2 protein-coding genes are annotated in these 3,097 nt (G+C 63.1%); both read right to left on the bottom strand.

Annotation, left to right across the window (positions count from 1 at the left end; translation table 11 throughout):
- The coding region (locus tag NW820_RS01950) for a tetratricopeptide repeat protein (RefSeq protein WP_414406543.1) at nt 1-1,607 on the bottom strand (1,607 nt) is incomplete at its 3' end.
- A gap of 41 nt (nt 1,608-1,648) precedes the next feature.
- Nucleotides 1,649-3,097, bottom strand: a 1,449-nt coding sequence (locus NW820_RS01945; RefSeq protein ID WP_414406542.1) for a site-2 protease family protein, incomplete at its 5' end; no start/stop codon positions are given.

Here is a 3,097-nt window from a genome sequence, read left to right as displayed (position 1 = left end):
AGTTCCGGTAGGAGCACCACATACTCTTCGGCAGCTAGGTCATAGGCCTGAAAGGCTCGTCGCAGCCGCTGCCAAAAGCGCTCGCGGATCCCTTGGGAGAGGCGGCCCCGCAAAAATAGAAATTGACACTTCCCCACTTCCCGGGCGATGCGGGGGAACACCTCGTCGTACTGAGGTAAGTACTTGAATAGGGATTGGGCGCAGAGGTAAAGCACCCTGTCGGGATCCACCCCCCAAGCTTGCCAGTCCACAGGGGCGGGGTCAACTTCTAGGGGAATATAGTAGGTGCCGATGCCAGGCAGGGGCAGGAGCTGCTCGGTGTAATGGCCGGCCCCGTCCGGCGGCTCCATCAGCTCGCTGCTGAGGAAAACGTCTATTGTCGGCAGGCCAGAAGTTTGCGGGTGGCCCCAGGCCATCGCCTGTACCGGCGCCAAGCGGAGGGCGGCCAGTTGGGCACAGACCGGGTCAATGCCCACTTCCGGGTAGAGGAGCACATCCAGCTGTGCCTCTCGAATAGCCGCTTGCCATTCTTCTATGCTGCGGGATCCGGCCACAAAGTGCTCAAAACGAGGGGGCAGGGAGCACGTGACCTCATCTTGGATGACCGAGGTGTGGAAGCCGTAGAGGGCCACTTGAGCACGATCCAGGGCTTCTACCCAGCCGCGAGTCAGGATCTTCCAAACGGAGTGATCCCGAAACAGGCCGGAGACAATGCCCACCCGCACTCGGCCAGGATGTCGCTGCCAGAGGACGGAGGGCTGGGGATAGCGGGCCGCCATCACGTCCCTCACCAAGGATCCGTAGAGCTGCTGCAGATCGCGGTCGTTCTGGCCTTGGTAGGGCAAAAAGAAGGGTTGGACGGAGCCGATCCCGGCAGCTGCTCGCTCCAGGGTTTCGGGATCCCGCGGCAGGTGTTCCCAGCGGCCCTTCACCTGTTGTAGGGCTTGGCGGTAGCGCTCCCGAGCCACGGAAACTTGGTCTGCCGAGGCGTACAGCAAGGGCAACTGGCTAACACACCAGCCCAGGGCCGCGGCCAAGTCGGCGGGATCCGCTTGCCAGAGTTGGTAGAACAGCTCCGCCGCTTTTTCCTCTTGGCCACAATCCCGCAGCAGGATGGCCAGGGTGTAGGCGGCATCGGCAAAGTCCGGCTGCAGCTCCAGGGCCTGTCCCAAGGGGACAAGGGCCGCCTCCAAATCCCCCTGCTGCCGCAGCACCAGCCCCAGCTGGTACAAAACTTCCGCGTCCGGCCCCCCCTGCTCTAGGGCCAGTTGCAGGTGAGTTTTCGCCTCCGCCAGCTGCCCCGCCTGCTTGAGAACAATTCCCAAATTAAAGTGGGCGTCGGGAAACCAGGGCTGGTGGGCAAGGGCCTGCCGGATCAGGGCAATCGCGTCGTCCAGGGATCCCTGTTGCTGCCGACAGACCCCCAAGAGGTGCAGTGCCTCGGGGTGGGTGGGCTGGGCTTGCAGCACCTGCTGGTAAAGTGAGACAGCCTGTGGCCATTGCCCTGCCTGGTGATGGCGAACGGCTTGGGCCAACAGACGCTGTAGGTGCTCTCCTCTGTCCTTTCCAGCTCTGCCTAGGCCAAAGCCTTTCCCCGGTCCAGACACAGTGAGCTCCTCTCGCCGGCGGATCCTGGGCCTCTACCCCATCAGCCGTTGGGGAAATTGAGAAAGCCCGCCAAGGCCGGAGCAATCGGCAACAGGGTCATGACCATCAAAAAGAGGGCCAGCAATGCCAAAGCATCCCGCTGACCGTCGGTTTCAGTAATCTCATCCTGCGGTGGACGCTCTGGCTCGCGGGCGATGAACAGGATCAGCAGCGCCCAGTAGAGGGCCAAGACGTTGCTGATGGCCGCCACCGCCAAGGCAATCAGGGTGATGAAGGTGGCGCGGGCCGCCGTCTTCCGCCCGTACACCGCCTGCACAATGCGACCTCCATCCAACTGGCCGGCAGGCAGCAGGCTCAAGGCCGTTATCGCCAGGCCGATCCAGCCCACGGCAACAAAAGGATGAATGGGAACCAGCTCCGCCTGCAACTGGGATCCCAGCACCAGCCGCGCTAGGGTGCCTACCAGGATGGAGCTGCGGAAGATCTCCGTGGGCACATACAGACCCTCGGAGCCGGAGAGCTTCAGGCCAGCCAAGAGCACCAGCAGCGACAGGATCCCGCTCGCTGCCGGGCCGGCAAAGGCAATGTCGAAGAGGGCCTTGCGGCTGGGCACCGGCGATTGGATGCGGTTCAGGGATCCCAGCGTGCCGATCCCCAAGCTGGGGATAACAAAGGCAGGGCTGAGGCGCACCCCGTACTTGCCCGCCATCCAGCGGTGTCCGGTCTCGTGCACCAGCAAGATGGCGAAGATCCCGGCTGCCACCGGCAGGGCTTCCACCCAGCGCCCCGGCGCATCCAACAGCCGGAAGCCCAAGAGATTGGCCCCCACCTCCAACGTGGCAACGAAGCTGAAGACCAGCAACGCCCCCGCCAGGATCTGCGCCCCCACGGAAGCGCGGTAATTGACGATGGGATCCGGCAAGACCACCACCGCCGGCTTTTCCGCCGGATCCTCCACCAAAAAGAGCTGGTAGCGACTGCCCACCTGCTCTTTGAGCTTCTCCACCAGCAGGGGTACCACCACCTCCGCCTCCTGGCGCAGGTTGCCCTTAAAAATCGCCCCTTCCCCATAGGGGACGGTCTCGGTGACGAAAAAGGTATCGAGGCCGAAAATAGACTGAATGGCCTGCAGATCCTCAGCCGAGATCCGCTGCAGAACCGCAGGCGCTTCCAAAGGCGCCTCCCCTGCCGAAGGGGCTTCCCCCTGCTCTTCCAGACGAGCCAACTGCTCGCGACGGGCCTGCAGCTCCTGCTGGGCCAACTGGCGGGTCTTGCGCCCCACAGCAATGTAAAGCCCTGTAAAGACCAACAGCAACACCAGGAAGCCTGCAAAATTGAGGTAGATCCCCAGCAGCAGCAGCCCCAGGAAAACCACCCACGGCAACAAGAGCAGGGATCCCTGCAACCACACCCAGACGGCCAAGGATCCCCGTCGACGGGCTCTCCAGAAGCCCCAACCCAAAAAGGCCAGCGTTCCCAGCAAAAAGAG

Origin of the sequence: Synechococcus sp. R55.7 (genome assembly GCF_047461955.1) — a bacterium.
Lineage (GTDB): Bacteria > Cyanobacteriota > Cyanobacteriia > Thermostichales > Thermostichaceae > Thermostichus.
Note: the sequence above shows the minus strand (reverse complement) of the source record. Positions and strands in the feature narration are given on the sequence as shown.